This window comes from Flavobacterium phragmitis (assembly GCF_900112575.1).
In the GTDB taxonomy this organism is placed as follows: Bacteria; Bacteroidota; Bacteroidia; order Flavobacteriales; family Flavobacteriaceae; genus Flavobacterium; species Flavobacterium phragmitis.
The window spans coordinates 65,671-81,839 of the sequence record NZ_FOMH01000012.1 but is presented as its reverse complement, the minus strand read 5'-3'; the positions used below and the strand labels follow the sequence as shown (position 1 = coordinate 81,839).

Sequence of the window (16,169 nt, the reverse complement as noted above, 5' to 3'; positions counted from 1 at the left end):
TTATAGTTGCAAAGGAGCAAAGTAACAAAGTGACAAAGGTTTGTACCTTGAATAGAAACTTTGTCACTTTGTTACTTTGTTACTTTGTCTCTCTGAACCTAAAAGTATGCAAGTATCAGTAATCAAAATAGGTGGAAACATCATCGACAATCCGACAGAATTAGAACAATTTTTAACCGATTTTTCTAAAATAGAAGGATATAAAGTTTTAGTTCACGGTGGTGGAAAATCGGCTACAAAAATGGCGCAGAGTATTGGTTTGGTTCCGCAAATGATTGACGGACGCCGAATTACAGATGCTCCAATGCTTGACGTTGTAGTAATGATTTACGCTGGACAAATCAACAAACATATTGTAGCACAATTGCAGGCAAAAGATAATAATGCCATTGGTTTTTCTGGAGCAGACGGAAATTTGATTCAGTCCACAAAAAGAAATCACCCAACAATCGATTATGGATTTGTGGGTGATGTAAAACAAGTGAATACCAAATTATTAGCTACTTTATTAGAGGCTGGAGTTGTTCCTGTTCTTTGCGCGATTACACACGATAAAAACGGACAATTATTAAACACCAATGCAGATACAATCGCTAGCGAATTATCAATTGCATTATCTGAAGTTTTTGATGTGACGCTGACTTACTGTTTTGAAAAACAAGGTGTTTTGATGGACTCAGAAGACGATTCATCTGTAATAACCCAAATCAATGAAATATTATACAATAAACTAAAAGAAGAAAAAGTAATCCATTCCGGAATGATTCCAAAATTGGATAATTGTTTTAATAGTTTATCAAGAGGCGTGCAGAAAATCAAAATTGGACATCACAAAATGCTCCAAAATTCAGATATTCCACATACAACGATTACTTTGTAAAGATATAGTCACGAATAACACGAATTGACACTAATTTTTTTCTGCTTAAAAAAGAGAAAATAATTTTAAACAGACATGAAAAAGTTCATTTTGATTTTAAATCTAAAACAAAAAAATAATTTGCGAAAATTCGTGTAATTAGTGGCAAAAAAACAGAGTTGCGCAGTACTTTTAAAATTTAATTTTGGAAATTTGCGCAAATTAAAAATGTCACAGATTTAAATTAAACTTTGTGACTTCGAGCCTTCGTGGCAAAGAAACCAAACCTATGAAAAGTATAGATACGCTTACCCAGGAAGCAATTAGTTTATTAAAAAGCTTAATCGAAACCCCTTCATTTTCAAGTGAAGAAGATCAGACAGCTCTTTTAATCGAAAATTGGTTCAATCAGAATGAAATTCCATTCAAGAGAGAAAACAATAATGTGTGGGCTTTCAACAAATATTTCGACGAAAACAAACCAACACTTTTATTAAACTCACATCACGATACCGTTCGCCCAAATCAGGCATACACAAACGACCCGTTTAAAGCAATTGAAAAAGACGGAAAACTATTCGGTTTAGGAAGTAATGATGCCGGAGGCTGTTTAGTTTCGTTATTAGCGACTTTTGTACATTTCTACGAAAATCAAAACCTTTCTCACAATATTGTAATTGTGGCTTCTGCCGAAGAAGAAAGCAGTGGAAAAAATGGATTAAACAGTGTTCTAAAACATTTACCAGAACTAGATTGTGCGATTGTAGGAGAACCAACTTTAATGCAATTGGCAGTTGCCGAAAAAGGACTTTTAGTTTTAGATGTAAAAGTAAAAGGAACTGCAAGCCATGCCGCGCATCAAAATGATGATAATGCATTATACAAATCAATTCCGGTAATGGAATGGTTTAAAAATTATAAATTCGACAAAATCTCTGATGTTTTAGGTCCTGTAAAAATGACCGTAACGCAAATCAATGCCGGAAAACAGCATAATGTAGTGCCTTCAGAATGTGATTTAGTGGTTGACATTCGTGTAACAGATCGTTATACGAATGCTGAGATTTTGGAAGTGGTTAAAGCAAATGTAAATGCCGAAGTAACGCCAAGATCAATGCACTTAAATTCATCGTCTATTCCAATCGAGCACGGTTTGGTTCAGGCAGGAATTGCTTTGGGAAGAACAACTTATGGTTCGCCAACGCTTTCAGATCAGTCGGTTTTAAGCTGTCAATCTTTGAAATTGGGGCCAGGAGAAACATTACGTTCGCATTCAGCAGACGAATTTATTTTTGTAAATGAAATTGTAGAAGGAGTCGACCTGTATATCAAAATACTAACGGATTTCTTTAAATTATAATAATATCGAAGTTAAACCTGACAGGTTTTTAAAACCTGTCAGGTTTCTTCCGAAACGTAAAAGACTATGAAACTTTGGGAAAAAGGAATACCAACAGATAAACAAATCGAACAATTCACCGTTGGAAACGACCGTGAACTGGATTTGGTTTTAGCAAAATACGATGCTTTAGGTTCAATCGCTCATGCAAAAATGCTAGGACAAATTGGTCTGTTAACTTCAGAAGAAACAACATCTTTAGTAGACGCTTTAAACGAAATCATTGCCGATATTGTAGTAGGTAATTTCGAAATCGAAGACAGTTTCGAAGACGTACATTCTAAAATCGAATATCTGCTAACGGTAAAACTAGGCGATGCAGGAAAGAAAATCCACACCGCACGTTCTCGTAACGATCAGGTTTTAGTTGATGTTCATTTGTACTTAAAAGATGAATTAAAAGCGATAAAAGAGCAGGTAAAAACACTTTTTGATTTGTTGATGGAATCGGCAGAAAAACATCAAAATGTATTATTGCCAGGTTATACGCATTTACAAATCGCAATGCCATCGTCATTCGGAATGTGGTTTTCGGCTTACGCCGAAAGTTTGATTGATGATATTACGATGTTAAATGCAGCTTCTAAAATTGTAGATCAAAATCCGTTAGGATCTGCTGCAGGTTATGGAAGTTCATTTCCGATCAACAGAACATTTACAACGCAAGAATTAGGTTTTGAAACCTTAAAGTACAATGCCGTTGCTGCACAAATGAGCCGAGGAAAAGCAGAAAAAACAGTTGCTTTTGCTATGACAAGTGTGGCAGGAACGTTATCAAAATTTGCCATGGACGTTTGTTTGTATATGAGCCAGAACTTCGATTTTATTGGTCTTCCGGCGCATCTTACAACAGGTTCAAGTATTATGCCTCATAAAAAGAATCCAGATGTTTTCGAATTAATTAGAGGGAAATGTAACAAGATTCAGGCGCTTCCATATGAAATCACTTTAATTACCAATAATCTTCCAAGTGGTTATCACAGAGATTTACAGCTTTTAAAAGAAGGTTTATTTCCAGCGATTCAAAACCTAAAAGCTTGTTTGGATATTGCGATATTTTCAATAAAAGACATCACGGTAAAAGATCATATTTTAGAAGATAAAAAGTATGATTATTTGTTTACAGTAGATACTTTAAACGAAATGGTTGTTTCAGGAATGCCGTTTAGAGATGCTTATAAAGCCGTTGCAGAACAATTAGAGGCTGGAACGTACAAATCTCCAAAAGAGACTAAACATACACACGAAGGCAGTATCAATAATTTATGTCTTGATGCGATTAAAGATAAAATGAAAGAGGCTTTTTAATGTCTGGTAAGATTTGAAAAGTGAAAAGTTAAAGGTCATTGATTTGTTTCAATGACCTTTTGATTTATAGAAGTATTAGTTTTTTACTAATTTAAATGTTTTGCTTCGATCTTCTATTTGAATTTTACATACATAAGTTCCTTTTGCCAGATTTCCCAGATTTAATTCAATTTTTTCATCTGAAATTACACTTTTTTTGGTTGTATAAACTTTTGATCCATTCGAAGAAAACAAATTAATTGAAGCAGTTCCGTTTTCTGTACTAGGAAATTTGATATTCAATAGATTATCAATAATGGTTGGATAATATTCAAGATTTAGATCTGACTTTTTTTTTTACCGATTCCTAAATTAGAACAGCTTGAAGCTATTTTGCCGTCAGCAGAAACCTGCAATGTCGCGCCAGCACCACAAGATATGTTTGTTATGTAGCCAGCAATATCTGCAACCGGAATTGTTGTGTAAACATAAGTTGGTTTTGAAACAGGGTCGCCAAAATCAGCCGATGCTTTTAAGGAATTATTAAATGTAATGGCAACTGTTCCGCCATCTGTGCTTATGTAGTTTTTAAAAGCGGTTCCTATTTTAGCAAAATCAGTTCCTTCAACATAACAAGTTGTATTATTATTACCGCCTCCTAAACCAATTGCCAGTGAACTTGAAACCGATGTGTTATAATAACAGTTTAGAATATGAAGCTCAGCATTTCTTGCTCTCGGCATTCTTTCTTTACAGCCTTCTGCCCAATAACAATTTTTAAAAGTTATGCTGTAATGGCCATCTGCTGGAGCGTCCGATTTTGAAGAACCAACTAAATCTGAGAATCTATGATCATCGGCACCGCCAGATCCTCCAGCTTTTGGAGTTTTTAAATAGGTAAACTTGCACCAAGAAACAGTCACATTATCTGCAACGCCTTTGTTGTCAAAATTACCATCTATTCCGTCTTGAAATTCGCAATGATCGACCCAAATATTGGTGGCTTCAGAAGTCAAATTGTCTCGTCCGTCAACATCATACGCACCAGGGCCTTCAAAAATTAAATTTCTAATGATAATATTATTTGACCCCGGTTTTAAATTTAATATTCCAGAACCCGCAGCAGTTTGATCTAAATTGACTAAACGAGCTCCTGGAAGTCCAATAATGGTTTTGTCGTTTATCTGCAGACTGGTGTAAGTACAAGTTATGGTTCCGGAAATTAGAATAACTTGCGGAGTAGTGAGTTTAAGTTTGGCGGTTAAATCTGCTAAAGTTGCAACAGTAACAGGACTAGTGTTTCCACCGCCAGTTGCAGTAGCTCCAAATCCTTCAGGACTGCTCATAAAATAATTTTGCGCAAAAATAAAAGAGCACGGAATAAGCAATGCCAATAAAATAAGTTTTGTTTTCATTTATGTTTTTTTGTGTGGCTCAATAGTTAATGTAATCGATTGCACAAATGTAAAAGTTTCAAATTAATTTCAAATTAATTTATTGGTTTTTTGTGTTTTAAAGTTTTGATTCTAAGAATGATAAGTGTTGTTTTTACACTCTTGAAAAGTTTCGTTTTAAATGGAAAATAAAAACAAACAACCAAATGCAATAGTTGAATGTAATGAATTCAAAGAGAAAATTCATACTAAATTGCCTATATTTGAATATAAGTTTAAATGAATCAAATGAAGAAATTTAATGAGCAGGCCACTGCAGACCTATTTGAAAAAGGCTTGATTACAGAAAATCAGTTTGAAGAAGTTAAAGTATATCGAAGTTTAAACATCTTTTCGGTAAATACAGAATTAAAACTTTTCCTTTATTTATCGGTTTTATTATTCACTTCCGGAATAGGAATTTTAATTTATGAAAATATTGATTCGATTGGACATATTGCGATTCTTTCGCTTCTTTTAGTTGTAACCGCAGTTTGCTTTTTCTATTGTTTCAAGAATTCAAAAGGCTTTCAAAAAACTGAAACACAATTTGAGCATCCTGTTTTAGAATATCTCGTTTTACTGGCTAATATTTTAACGTGTATTTTTATTGGTTATCTGCAATTTCAGTACAAACCTTTTGGAGAACATTACGGGTTGGCAACCTTGGTGCCAACCATAGTAAGTTTCTTTTGTGCATATTATTTTGATAATAGAAGTGTTCTTACGATTGCTGTTACTGGTTTAGCAGCTTATGTTGGACTTTCTGTTACACCTCACGATTTATTAAACAACAATGATTTTTACGCCAGCCAAAGTTTAAGTTACTCAGCTGTGATGCTAGGGGTTTTATTGATTTTATGGACAATCTACAGTAATCGAATTGCATTAAAAACACATTTTAGTTTAGTATTTCTCACCTTCGCTTTACACATTATCAGTATTGCAGCAATTAGTAATTTAATGCATCAAGATAGTTTTACTTGGATAATTTTTGCAGGTGTTTTGGCAGGCTCAACTTTTTATTTTTATAAGATTAGCTATCAATTGAAAGCGATGTCTCTGTATGTTTTCATGATTGTATATGGTTATATTGGAGCAAACATACTTTTGTTTAGACTTTTTGATACTATTGATTTTTCTGATTTTTGGGAATTACTAATCTTCTTATTGCCAGTATATTTTATAGGGTCAATTATTATGTTTATCAAATTAATTAAAAACTTTCATAAAGAAATAGCAGAATGATAGTGTACGATAAAAAAATGCTAGATAACCAAATCTTAGTAGATGAAGCTGATACTTTATACAAAGGAGGTTTTATAAGTAAGGATCAGAAGAAATTTGTAAAAAAGGAATTACCAGCTTTTAGAAGCCAGGATAACATTTTGGTTAGAATTGGATTCCTTTTGTTAGGAAGTATGTTATATAGCTCTATTTGCGGTGCAATTTCTATTATTGGAGTAAGTGCAGAGAATGCTTATTTTCAAATCTGCTGTTATATTTTCGCCGCTGTTGGTTTTGCTGGTTCAGAAATATTGGCGAAACAAAATTTTCATAATCACGGTTTAGACGATGCTTTTATCTTAGGTGCTATTTTAAACGTAGGATTTGCTATAGGAATCACTACAGACGGATATCAGTCTGTGATAGCTTTATTTATGGCAGTGACCGCAATTTTCATGTATATTAGATACTTACATTTACTTTCAATGCTGGTTTTTTGTTTAGCTGTTACTGTGTTTTTATTTTTTCAAATGTTTGAATTTGGAGATATTGGAAGAGTTATTCTGCCATTTATCGCCATGATTTTTGTAGCGGTTTTCTATTTTGTAACCCAAAAATTAATCAGTAAACTAAACAAAAATTATTATTATAGTGGACTTTTATTAGCGAATAGTTTTTGTTTGGTATTGTTTTATATTTCTTGTAATTATATGATTGTGCGAGAGCTTTCAGAAGAGCTTTTAGGGACTGAAGTAAAACCAGGAACCGATATTCCGTTTGCTTTTTTCTTTTACGCTTTTACTTTTGTTGTTCCAATTGTTTATTTAATTCAATCTTTAAGAACAAAAGATAGAATTATGCTTTGGATAAGTTTTTTAGCAATTGGATTTTCAATCTACACTATTAGATTTTATTACGCAGTTTTGCCAATAGAAGTTGCATTGACTTTGGGCGGACTTGTGTTGTTCGCAATAGCGTATTTCTCAATTAAAAAACTAAAAGAAAAGGAAAGCGGTCTGACATTTAAACCAGATAGGATCAACCATTCTGATTCAATTTTAAATGCTGAGGCATTAGTTGTAGCTTCAACTTTCGGAATGAAGCCAGAAGTAAAATCACAAGATTCTCCAATGGAATTTGGTGGAGGAGGTTTTAGTGGTGGCGGATCTGGAGAAAGTTTTTAAATTATTTTGCCACAGATTATATAGATTAAAATGATTTTCTAATCTTGTTTAAGTCGCCACGAATTTCACGAATTTTCACGAATTGATTTGTGTAAATTTGTGAAATTTGTGGCGAAAAAATCTTTTTTAAACCCTTTAATCAGTGGCAAAAATTATACTTTGTTTTTCAAAGCCTCTGCATCAATATCACTATGCGAAACATCGTAAACAGCTTTTCCGTTTTTGATTAAAATCAATTGTGGCGATTCGTGATAAACTCCAAATCGGCTTGCAATTTCGTTCGAAATATCACGGTGTGTAATCAAATCTAAAAAATAAGCATCTACAACACCTTCTAGGTCAAATTCTCTTTCAAATTGTTTTAATGCCATTCGGCTGATACTGCATCTCGTACTGTGTTTGAAAATAACGACTGGTTTTTCTTTTGAGATCGCTTCGATTTCCATTAATTGAAGAATATCTGTTAATTCTGTCCAGTTTACTTTACTTTTTGTGGCTTCTGAGTTCTCTGAACTTCCGAAGATTGAATTAAAAAAACTCATATTTGGTGCGTTTTATGACTTTTTGACATTTAAAAATGATAAAAATCAGTTTTTTAATGCCGTTTTGTCTGTTTTTTTGTTATGGAATATAATTTGTCTATTCGAATACAAAGTTAAATCATTTGGGCTAAAAATCTAACTCAATAAATCGTAACTTTAATCTTATAAAATCTCAAACAAATAAAATCAATCAAAAACGTAAAGATATGAATATAAATAAGTTTACTATTAAATCGCAGGAAGCCATTCAGCTGTCTCAACAGTTAGCACAGCGTAATGGCCAGCAGCAAATTGAAAATGAACACATTTTCAAAGCTATTTTTGAAGTTGATGAAAACGTGGCACCATTTATCTTGAAAAAACTAAATGTAAATGTGCCCTTGTTTTTACAAGTTTTAGACAGTACAATTCAGAGTTTTCCAAAAGTTTCTGGAGGAGATGTTATGCTTTCCAGAGACGCTAATAAAGCTTTGAATGAAGCTGAAATTATCGCACAAAAAATGAACGATGAATATGTTTCGATCGAACATTTAATTTTAGCCATTTTTGATTCAAAAAGCAAAGTTTCTCAGATTTTAAAAGATCAGGGAGTTACAGGAAAAGGCCTTAAAACGGCTATAGAAGAATTAAGAAAAGGCGAAAGAGTAACTTCGGCTTCGGCAGAAGAAACGTATAATTCGCTAAATAAATTCGCTAAAAACTTAAACGAATTAGCGCGTACAGGAAAACTAGATCCAGTTATTGGTCGCGATGAAGAAATTCGACGTGTATTGCAGATTTTGACTCGTAGAACAAAAAATAATCCAATGCTTATTGGTGAACCTGGAGTTGGTAAAACGGCAATTGCAGAAGGATTAGCACATAGAATTGTTGACGGAGACGTTCCAGAAAACCTGAAAGATAAAATCGTTTTCTCACTAGATATGGGAGCTTTGATTGCTGGAGCAAAATACAAAGGAGAATTCGAAGAACGTTTGAAATCGGTTGTAAAAGAAGTTACAGCGGCAGACGGAGATATCGTTTTGTTTATTGACGAGATTCACACCCTTGTAGGAGCGGGTGGAGGAGAAGGCGCAATGGATGCGGCAAATATCTTGAAACCAGCTTTGGCTCGTGGAGAGTTGAGAGCGATTGGAGCAACAACTTTAGATGAATATCAAAAATATTTTGAAAAAGATAAAGCGCTAGAAAGACGTTTCCAAAAAGTATTAATCGATGAGCCAGATACTGAAAGCGCGATTTCGATTTTGCGTGGAATCAAAGAAAAATACGAAACACATCATAAAGTTCAAATTAAAGACGAAGCTATTATTGCTGCTGTAGAACTTTCGCAAAGATATATTACAAATCGTTTCTTACCAGATAAAGCAATCGATTTGATGGATGAAGCTGCTTCTAAATTGCGAATGGAAATCAATTCAAAACCAGAAGAATTAGATGTTTTGGATCGTAAAATCATGCAGTTGGAAATTGAAATCGAAGCCATCAAACGTGAAAAAGAAGAAAGCAAACTGAAAATTTTAGGTATGGAATTGGCCAACCTGAAAGAAGAACGCAACGAAATTTATGCAAAATGGAAACAGGAAAAAGATATCGTTGACGGAATTCAGGCTGTAAAACACGAAATCGAAGATTTTAAATACGAAGCAGAACGCGCAGAACGTGAAGGTGATTACGGAAAAGTAGCCGAAATTCGTTACGGAAAAATAAAAGAAGCGCAGGAACGTCAAGAAACTTTGCAAAAACAATTGTTAGAATTCCAATCTGGAAATTCTTTGATTAAAGAAGAAGTAACCAGAGAAGATATTGCAGAAGTTGTTGCAAAATGGACAGGAATTCCAGTTACAAAAATGCTTCAAACAGAAAGAGAAAAACTATTGCATTTGGAAGACGAATTGCACAAACGTGTGGTAGGTCAGGAAGAAGCGATTGAAGCCGTGAGTGATGCCGTTCGCAGAAGCCGTGCCGGTTTGCAGGACATGAAAAAACCTGTTGGATCGTTCTTATTCTTAGGAACGACCGGAGTGGGTAAAACAGAGTTAGCAAAAGCATTGGCAGAATATCTTTTTGATGACGAAAACGCTATGACTCGTATTGACATGAGTGAGTATCAAGAACGCCACAGCGTGAGCCGTTTAGTGGGTGCGCCTCCAGGATATGTAGGTTACGACGAAGGTGGTCAGTTGACGGAAGCGGTTCGTAGAAAACCTTATTCTGTTGTGCTTTTAGACGAGATTGAAAAAGCGCATCCGGATACATTCAATATTTTATTGCAAGTTTTGGATGAAGGACGTTTAACAGACAATAAAGGTCGTTTGGCCGATTTCAGAAATACGATTATTATTATGACCTCAAATATGGGAAGTAATATTATTCAGGAGAAATTTGAAAACCTAAAAGGAAGCGTTGAAGCCGCAACAGAAGCTGCTAAAAACGAAGTTTTAGGATTGTTAAAACAAACTGTTCGTCCTGAGTTTATCAACCGTATCGACGAAATCGTAATGTTTACACCGCTTACAGTAGAGAATATCTCAAGAATTGTAAGTCTGCAGTTAAAAAGCGTTACAAAAATGCTAGCGTTGCAAGGTATTACAATGGATGCAACTCCAGAAGCTATTGCTTATCTAGCCGACAAAGGCTACGATCCGCATTTTGGGGCAAGACCTGTAAAACGTGTTGTTCAGAGAGAAGTTTTAAATCAATTGTCAAAAGAAATTTTGGCAGGAAATATAACAACAGACAGCATCATTTTATTAGATGCTTTCGATGGCAATTTGGTTTTTAGAAACCAGACAGCTAAATAATTTTTTTCATGTTATTCTTAAGAAAAGCATCAGTCGAAAGGCTGGTGCTTTTTTTATCCGTGAATTCTGAAACTTTTTGCCTAATTCTTATAACAACAAATTTTGAAGAAATATTCAATTTTAAGTTTTTAAAAATCAGTAAATTATTAATTTAAATAATAAAATCATGAACAATATTTTCAGAGGATTGCTAGCAGGATATGGCGCTAAAAAATTAGGAGGCGGATGTTTCGGAACGATCATTGTTTTCATTATTCTGTGGGTGCTGTTAGGGCAATGCAGTTAGAGTTGGTTTTAAGCACATAGCAGAAAAATAGGAATAAAAAATACAAATTTTGATGTCCGATTGTTGGGCAGATTAAGGCAAATTGTCTAGATTCGCATCACTAAAAATAAATTTAAAAAAATGGGTTCAGGTTTTTTCGCTCTATTAGATGATATCGCAGCAATTATGGATGATGTTGCAGTAATGAGTAAAGTTGCTGCAAAAAAAACAGCTGGAATTTTAGGAGACGATTTGGCTGTAAATGCCGAAAAAGCTTCAGGATTTGCATCGTCTAGAGAACTTCCTGTATTATGGGCAATCAGTAAAGGTTCGTTATTGAATAAAATTATTATTCTTCCAATTGCTTTTTTGTTAAGTGCATTTTTCCCTGTTGCCATCATGGTGATTTTGGTTTTGGGAGGATTGTTTTTAGCATACGAAGGAGCAGAAAAAATCTACGAGTTCTTTTTTCCTCACGCGCATGAAGAATCAGAGGGAATAACTGATGAAGTTCTTACCGAAGAAGAAATTTTGGTAATCGAAAAAGACAAAGTAAAATCAGCAATTGTAACTGATTTTATTCTTTCTGTAGAAATCGTAATTATCGCTTTAGGAACAGTAATCGGGAAACCATTATTGCAACAGATTATTACTGTATCCATCATTGCAATCATTGCAACTATAGGTGTTTACGGAATCGTAGCGCTAATTGTTCGTATGGACGAAGTTGGTTTTAAAATGATTCAGCATAGCAAAAAAGAAAAAAGTGTATTAAAATTTATCGGAAATATTTTAGTTCAAGCACTTCCAAAAGTAATTAAAGCTTTGACCGTAATTGGAACAATTGCCTTGATTATGGTCGCGGGAGGATTGTTTGTGCATTATATCCCTTATATTCATCATCTAGCAGAAGAAATTAATATTCCGTCAATTATTAAAGAATTTATGGCAGGACTAGTTTTAGGTTTTGTAACTCTAGGAATAGTAAATCTTTTCAAAAAAATATTCAAAAAGAAAGAAACAGCAGTTTAGTTTCTGTTCTTAGATATTCAAAACACCAGTCGAGAGGCTGGTGTTTTTTTGTTTTTTTTGAAGCAGAAATATCATTTTCAGTTCAAGTTTTGTCCCGCTCTCCGCTGTATCTTTTCCCTGCTAAAGAAGCAGGAAAAAGGATGTCGCTTCGATCGGGGCTAGATGAGAAGTTTTTATTTTTATAAGAAATATTGGCATTTTGGAAAAAAATAACAAAAAATAAGTTTCTGATTTATAGAAGGTTGAAATTTTGAGTAAACTATTTAACATTTTACCAAAGCAACCTTTGCAACTACACAGCATCTTCATAGTAATTAACAATTAATTATTATTTTATATGAAAAGTTTTAGATTAAAATCAGTTTTAGTAGTATTATTTTTATCAACTGTATTAATTTCATGCAGCAACGACGACGATAAAGCTGAAACATCAGTTAAAACAAAAACAGCATTTGTGACAAAAATTGAAGGTCCAGCAACTGGAAAAGTAAATGATGAATTGAGTTACGATGTAACTTATTTGGTTGATAACGCTTGTGGCGAATTTGATAAGATTTCAGAAGCTACAATCGGTGAGGTAAAAGGTCTGCAAGTTGTAGCAAAATATCCAGTAGATGGAGTTTGTACACAACAAGTGCCAGATCCTAAAAAGACAGTTTACAAATTCAAAGCAACTGCAAAAGGAACTATCGAAATCAAATTCAAAAAATCAGAAACTGAATTCTTGACTCAGAAAGTTGTGATTGAATAAACCGCTTTCTTAGTTGATATTTTTTTAGGTTGATGAGCCATTTTGCAGAGGTTTGATTTTAGGCTGATGTAAAATGGTTTTCTGTTATAATTAAAAATATGAACGAAAATTTCTATCTTTGAAAGATCAAAAAAAAATATAATTATGGGAGCCTTAGAGTTGAGAGAAAGTGTGTTAGAATATATAAACGCAGCTGATGAGCGTCTTTTAAAAGTTGTAAAAGCAGTAATTGAGAGTTATCAAGAGGAAGAAATAGTTGCATTTTCAATAGACGGAAAACCAGTTACCAGAAGTGAGTATAAAACTGAACTGGCTAACGTGAAATTAGAAATTGAAAGAGGAGAATATATTTCACAAAAAGATTTAGAAAAAGAATCTGAGAATTGGTAATGGAAAAGCGATTGAAGGTAGTTTGGACTAATACAGCTAAAAATCAATTAAGGACAATTTTTAATTATTATAAAGAGAAATCTGAACAAGGCGCAAATAATATTAAAAACGAGATTTTGAATTCTACTAAAAATATACGTTTTAGTGAGCAATATCAAAAAGATGAAATTGAACCTGAATATAGAAGAATTATAGTTAAGGATTTTAAAATATTATATTTGGTGGAAGGTGAAGTAATTTATATCTCAAAAATATTTTCAACCAAACGAAGTTTTGCACAACAAATATAAAAAGGGCTTTTAAGCTCTTTTGTTATGCCATATTGTTAAGTAAATTGAACTGACTTTGCCATTCCTTTAAAAAGTGTTATTTTTGCACTCTAAATTTTATGTCATGCCGAAAAGAAAATATAAAATATCAGTAATTCAGTTAAACCTGAATGATGTTGCTGAAAATAATCTTAAAAAATGTATCAGCTGGGTAAGAGATGCTGCAAGTCAAGGCGCAGAGGTTATCTTACTTCCTGAATTATATAGCAGTCATTATTTCTGCCAAAGCGAAGATGTAGATAATTTTGCATTAGCAGAACCATTATACAGTACTTCATTTATTGCTTTCAGCGAATTGGCTAAAGAATTAGGAGTAGTAATTATTGTTCCTTTCTTCGAAAAAAGAATGGCTGGAATCTACCACAACAGTGCTTATATTATCGATACAGATGGTACAGAAGCTGGTTTGTACCGTAAAATGCACATTCCAGACGATCCGCATTTCTATGAGAAATTCTATTTCACGCCAGGTGATTTAGGTTTCCAAGCAATCGAAACTAAAAAAGGAACTGTTGGAACATTAATCTGTTGGGATCAATGGTATCCAGAAGCAGCTAGAATTACAGCTTTAAAAGGAGCAGAGGTTTTATTCTATCCAACAGCTATCGGATGGCATCCAAAAGAAAAAGAGCAATACGGAGAAAATCAGTACGGAGCATGGATGAACGTAATGAAAGGTCATGCAGTAGCAAATGGCGTTTTCGTTGCGGCTGCGAACCGAATTGGTTTAGAAAAATACCTTGAAGGAACTGAAGGAATTCAGTTTTGGGGAGCATCTTTCATCGCTGGGCCACAAGGAGAAATTTTAGCTCAGGCTTCACACGATAAAGAAGAAATCTTAATTGCTGAGGTTGATTTAGATCTTCAAGAAAATGTTCGCCAAAATTGGCCATTCTTCAGAGACAGAAGAATTGATGCTTTTGGAGATATTACAAAAAGAGCAATCGATAAATAATTCGATTAAAATTATAAAAGAAAGAGCTGTCTGAAAAGACAGCTCTTTCTTTTATAAGCTTCGGAGAAGCTAGATATTTATAGTAAAGAACAGACATTTGTAATATAAAGCTCCAGCGGAGCGACATATTTATTTATGATCTAATATATCGCTCCGCTGTAGCTTTTTTCTTTGTTGGTTTCAAATTCTATAAATATCTCGCTCCGCTGGAGCTTAAAGATTTTTATAAAAAAAAAGCTGTTTCAAAAATGAAACAGCTCCTTTTCTCGTTTTTAGCTTTATATAGATTACTTCACTTGGAAAGTAACTCTTCTCACGATTTGACGTGCTTCTTTTGAATTTTTGTTAACAGAAGTATCCTCTCCATTAGCAATTACATTCAATCTTGAAGCATCAATTCCGGCATTTACAGCTACTTTTTTCACAGCTTCAGCTCTTTTTCTTGATAATTCAGTGTTGTAGCTTGAGCTTCCAATTTCATCAGCATAACCAATAATATCAGCTGATTTTCCTGGATTGTTTTTCAAATATTTCACTAAGAAATCAACGCCAGACAATGAAGCATTTGTTGGTTTAGACGAATTAAAGTCGAAATAAACATTTACATAACCTCCGTTAATTAATTCTTCAACAGTGTTGTTTGTAGCTGTTCCAGCTCCTTTTTTCTCATATGTTTTATCTAAGTAGCTTTCTAACTCATCCGGCACACCATTTTGATTGGTATCAATAGATTGTCCTTTTGTGTTAACAGCAACTCCTGCAATAGTGTTTGGTTCTAAATCGTATAAATCCGCAACTCCGTCTTTGTCCGAATCGATTAGACCAGTTTCAACTAAGTCCACTCTTCTTTCCAATTCACTAATTCTGTCTTCTTCACCAACCCAGTCAGCGTGTCTTTCGTGTTTACCTAAGTAGAACGTTAGACCAACTGAAGCATTTAATAAAACTCCGTCAAATGAACCCGTTGTAGTGTTGCCCATTCCGTCAAAATTCCAGTTTTGTCTTCCGTTCACAATTCCGGTAAGGTCTCCAGTCAATGCTACTCTGTTGCTCAATTTGATTTGACCTGTTAAGCCGGCAATTCCGTGTGCCATATAATCCTGTCCTCCAAAACCTGTTTCAGTACTAATTTGCGAAACTCCAAAACCTCCATGTGCCAAAAGACCAATTGTGTTTGTCCAGGTTTCAAAATTTAAAGCACGTCCTACATTCACAACTCCTTGTAAACTCGCTCTTACGTAACGGCTTTCAAAATCTGGAGTGTTTTTTTTCTCTTTAAATTGATCGTATCCAACATCCAATTTCAAACCAAACTTAGGGCTAAACATATATCTTACACCTAAATCTCCGTGAAAGAAGTTGGCAGATTCTGTAGTGTAACCTGGAGTCATAGCTCTCGTTGGTTTGTTAACACCACCATTAAGTTCTATCGACCATTTATTGAATTCCTGGTCCATACTTGGTTTTGCAGAAGTGGTAGCCATATTTTGTGCGCCTGCAGCGAAGGATAGTAATAATAAAGAGGCTGATACTAATTTCTTTTTCATGATATCAAAAATTAAATTGTTTTTATTTTAAACTCATGACAAAATTAGAGTACGTATCTTAGAAACACGTTCTATATCTGGTTACATAATTTCCATGTTTTAGCTTATAATTATGAAAATTAGTTAATTAAGTATCAATGAAAAGCAAAAAAAAGAGCAAAATTT

Annotated in this window: 15 protein-coding genes; 11 read left to right on the top strand and 4 right to left on the bottom strand. The window is 33.9% G+C overall.

The features are described from left to right. Positions 1 to 106: 106 nt before the first annotated feature. From argB to argH, 3 genes are all read left to right on the top strand, one after another. A complete protein-coding gene (gene argB / locus BM289_RS20285; RefSeq protein WP_091496928.1) occupies positions 107 to 880 on the top strand; it encodes an acetylglutamate kinase in 774 nt (257 codons plus the stop codon). A gap of 268 nt (positions 881 to 1,148) precedes the next feature. Then, complete coding sequence (locus BM289_RS20280) at positions 1,149 to 2,219, top strand: M20 family metallo-hydrolase (RefSeq protein ID WP_091496926.1); 1,071 nt, start codon at positions 1,149 to 1,151, stop codon at positions 2,217 to 2,219. A 66-nt stretch (positions 2,220 to 2,285) separates the two neighbouring features. Further along, the gene (gene argH / locus BM289_RS20275) at positions 2,286 to 3,566 is read left to right on the top strand and encodes an argininosuccinate lyase (RefSeq protein ID WP_091496924.1); all 1,281 of its coding nucleotides are present in this window, start codon (positions 2,286 to 2,288) and stop codon (positions 3,564 to 3,566) included. Between the two features lie 75 nt (positions 3,567 to 3,641). On the opposite strand, the gene BM289_RS25680 is transcribed toward argH, so the two are convergent. Both BM289_RS25680 and BM289_RS20270 read right to left on the bottom strand, forming a co-directional pair. Next, positions 3,642 to 3,848: a T9SS type A sorting domain-containing protein gene (locus BM289_RS25680; RefSeq protein ID WP_244165426.1), complete on the bottom strand. Its 207-nt coding sequence runs from the start codon at positions 3,846 to 3,848 to the stop codon at positions 3,642 to 3,644. A 35-nt stretch (positions 3,849 to 3,883) separates the two neighbouring features. Further along, positions 3,884 to 4,960, bottom strand: a complete 1,077-nt coding sequence (locus BM289_RS20270) for a pectate lyase family protein (RefSeq protein WP_244165425.1) — start codon at positions 4,958 to 4,960, stop codon at positions 3,884 to 3,886. 267 nt (positions 4,961 to 5,227) lie between these two features. Here BM289_RS20270 and BM289_RS20265 point away from each other — a divergent pair, with 267 nt between their 5' ends. Together BM289_RS20265 and BM289_RS20260 are read left to right on the top strand one after the other, a co-directional pair. Beyond that, positions 5,228 to 6,226 (top strand): DUF2157 domain-containing protein, encoded by a 999-nt coding sequence (locus tag BM289_RS20265; protein WP_091497136.1) that lies wholly within the window; start codon positions 5,228 to 5,230, stop codon positions 6,224 to 6,226. Between the two features lie 17 nt (positions 6,227 to 6,243). Beyond that, positions 6,244 to 7,389, top strand: coding sequence for a hypothetical protein (locus BM289_RS20260; protein WP_244165424.1), 1,146 nt, complete (start codon positions 6,244 to 6,246; stop codon positions 7,387 to 7,389). 152 nt (positions 7,390 to 7,541) lie between these two features. Here BM289_RS20260 and ytxJ read toward each other — a convergent pair whose 3' ends face one another. Beyond that, positions 7,542 to 7,931 (bottom strand): bacillithiol system redox-active protein YtxJ, encoded by a 390-nt coding sequence (gene ytxJ / locus BM289_RS20255; protein ID WP_091496921.1) that lies wholly within the window; start codon positions 7,929 to 7,931, stop codon positions 7,542 to 7,544. A gap of 206 nt (positions 7,932 to 8,137) precedes the next feature. Between ytxJ and clpB the strand changes: the two genes are divergently transcribed. The 6 genes from clpB to BM289_RS20225 all read left to right on the top strand — a co-directional run bounded on the left by clpB (position 8,138) and on the right by BM289_RS20225 (position 14,457). Then, the gene (clpB, locus tag BM289_RS20250; protein WP_091496920.1) at positions 8,138 to 10,735 is read left to right on the top strand and encodes an ATP-dependent chaperone ClpB; all 2,598 of its coding nucleotides are present in this window, start codon (positions 8,138 to 8,140) and stop codon (positions 10,733 to 10,735) included. Positions 10,736 to 11,141: 406 nt separating this feature from the next. After that, entirely contained in the window at positions 11,142 to 12,032 is an 891-nt protein-coding gene (locus tag BM289_RS20245) for a DUF808 domain-containing protein (RefSeq protein ID WP_091496918.1), read from the top strand. A 337-nt stretch (positions 12,033 to 12,369) separates the two neighbouring features. Then, the gene (locus BM289_RS20240; protein WP_091496916.1) at positions 12,370 to 12,783 is read left to right on the top strand and encodes a hypothetical protein; all 414 of its coding nucleotides are present in this window, start codon (positions 12,370 to 12,372) and stop codon (positions 12,781 to 12,783) included. A 144-nt stretch (positions 12,784 to 12,927) separates the two neighbouring features. After that, complete coding sequence (locus tag BM289_RS20235; protein ID WP_091496914.1) at positions 12,928 to 13,173, top strand: hypothetical protein; 246 nt, start codon at positions 12,928 to 12,930, stop codon at positions 13,171 to 13,173. Then, the gene (locus BM289_RS20230) at positions 13,173 to 13,463 is read left to right on the top strand and encodes a type II toxin-antitoxin system RelE/ParE family toxin (protein ID WP_091496912.1); all 291 of its coding nucleotides are present in this window, start codon (positions 13,173 to 13,175) and stop codon (positions 13,461 to 13,463) included. The genes BM289_RS20235 and BM289_RS20230 overlap by 1 nt, the downstream gene beginning before the upstream one ends. Before the next feature lie 103 nt (positions 13,464 to 13,566). Then, positions 13,567 to 14,457 (top strand): carbon-nitrogen hydrolase, encoded by an 891-nt coding sequence (locus BM289_RS20225; RefSeq protein WP_035644835.1) that lies wholly within the window; start codon positions 13,567 to 13,569, stop codon positions 14,455 to 14,457. A gap of 287 nt (positions 14,458 to 14,744) precedes the next feature. On the opposite strand, the gene BM289_RS20220 is transcribed toward BM289_RS20225, so the two are convergent. Then, a complete protein-coding gene (locus BM289_RS20220) occupies positions 14,745 to 16,004 on the bottom strand; it encodes an OmpA family protein (protein WP_091496910.1) in 1,260 nt (419 codons plus the stop codon). Positions 16,005 to 16,169: the final 165 nt, after the last annotated feature.

Coding starts and splice junctions, on each gene's coding strand:
- BM289_RS20220 (WP_091496910.1), bottom strand. CDS start 16,004: ATGAAAAAGAAATTAGTATCAGCCTCTTTATTATTACTATCCTTCGCT.
- BM289_RS20240 (WP_091496916.1), top strand. CDS start 12,370: ATGAAAAGTTTTAGATTAAAATCAGTTTTAGTAGTATTATTTTTATCA.
- BM289_RS20265 (WP_091497136.1), top strand. CDS start 5,228: ATGAAGAAATTTAATGAGCAGGCCACTGCAGACCTATTTGAAAAAGGC.
- ytxJ (WP_091496921.1), bottom strand. CDS start 7,931: ATGAGTTTTTTTAATTCAATCTTCGGAAGTTCAGAGAACTCAGAAGCC.
- BM289_RS20225 (WP_035644835.1), top strand. CDS start 13,567: ATGCCGAAAAGAAAATATAAAATATCAGTAATTCAGTTAAACCTGAAT.
- BM289_RS20230 (WP_091496912.1), top strand. CDS start 13,173: ATGGAAAAGCGATTGAAGGTAGTTTGGACTAATACAGCTAAAAATCAA.
- BM289_RS20245 (WP_091496918.1), top strand. CDS start 11,142: ATGGGTTCAGGTTTTTTCGCTCTATTAGATGATATCGCAGCAATTATG.
- BM289_RS20260 (WP_244165424.1), top strand. CDS start 6,244: ATGCTAGATAACCAAATCTTAGTAGATGAAGCTGATACTTTATACAAA.
- BM289_RS20280 (WP_091496926.1), top strand. CDS start 1,149: ATGAAAAGTATAGATACGCTTACCCAGGAAGCAATTAGTTTATTAAAA.
- BM289_RS20235 (WP_091496914.1), top strand. CDS start 12,928: ATGGGAGCCTTAGAGTTGAGAGAAAGTGTGTTAGAATATATAAACGCA.
- BM289_RS20270 (WP_244165425.1), bottom strand. CDS start 4,960: ATGAAAACAAAACTTATTTTATTGGCATTGCTTATTCCGTGCTCTTTT.
- argB (WP_091496928.1), top strand. CDS start 107: ATGCAAGTATCAGTAATCAAAATAGGTGGAAACATCATCGACAATCCG.
- clpB (WP_091496920.1), top strand. CDS start 8,138: ATGAATATAAATAAGTTTACTATTAAATCGCAGGAAGCCATTCAGCTG.
- argH (WP_091496924.1), top strand. CDS start 2,286: ATGAAACTTTGGGAAAAAGGAATACCAACAGATAAACAAATCGAACAA.